The organism is Agrobacterium sp. ST15.16.024 (assembly GCF_027956545.1).
GTDB lineage: Bacteria > Pseudomonadota > Alphaproteobacteria > Rhizobiales > Rhizobiaceae > Agrobacterium > Agrobacterium cucumeris.
In genome coordinates this window covers 1-398 of record NZ_JAQKGO010000060.1, presented here as the reverse complement: position 1 = coordinate 398, position 398 = coordinate 1, and the positions used below count along the sequence as shown (strand labels likewise).

Below are 398 nucleotides of genomic sequence, written 5' to 3'. Positions count from 1 at the left end.
GGCGATGAACACCCTGAATTACGCCGTCGGCAATCTGGGCAACCATGAGTTCAATTACGGTCTCGACTTCCTGCACAAGGCGCTGGCCGGGGCGAAGTTCCCCTACGTGAACGCCAATATCATCGATGCCAAAACCGGAAAACCGATGTTTACGCCGTACCTGATCCAGGATACCCGGGTCGTGGACAGCGACGGTCAATCCCACACCCTGCGCATCGGCTATATCGGCTTTGTGCCGCCGCAGATCATGACCTGGGATAAAGCCAATCTTAACGGCAAGGTGACGGTCAATGACATTACCGAAACCGCGCGCAAATATATCCCGGAGATGCGGGCGAAAGGGGCTGATGTGGTGGTAGTGGTCGCTCACTCCGGCCTCTCCGCCGACCCGTATCAGG

The 398-nt window shown here is 57.3% G+C and carries 1 pseudogene; it reads left to right on the top strand.

The features are described 5' to 3' along the window. Nucleotides 1-398 (top strand): annotated as a pseudogene (locus PL640_RS25630) (2',3'-cyclic-nucleotide 2'-phosphodiesterase); the annotation flags it as partial.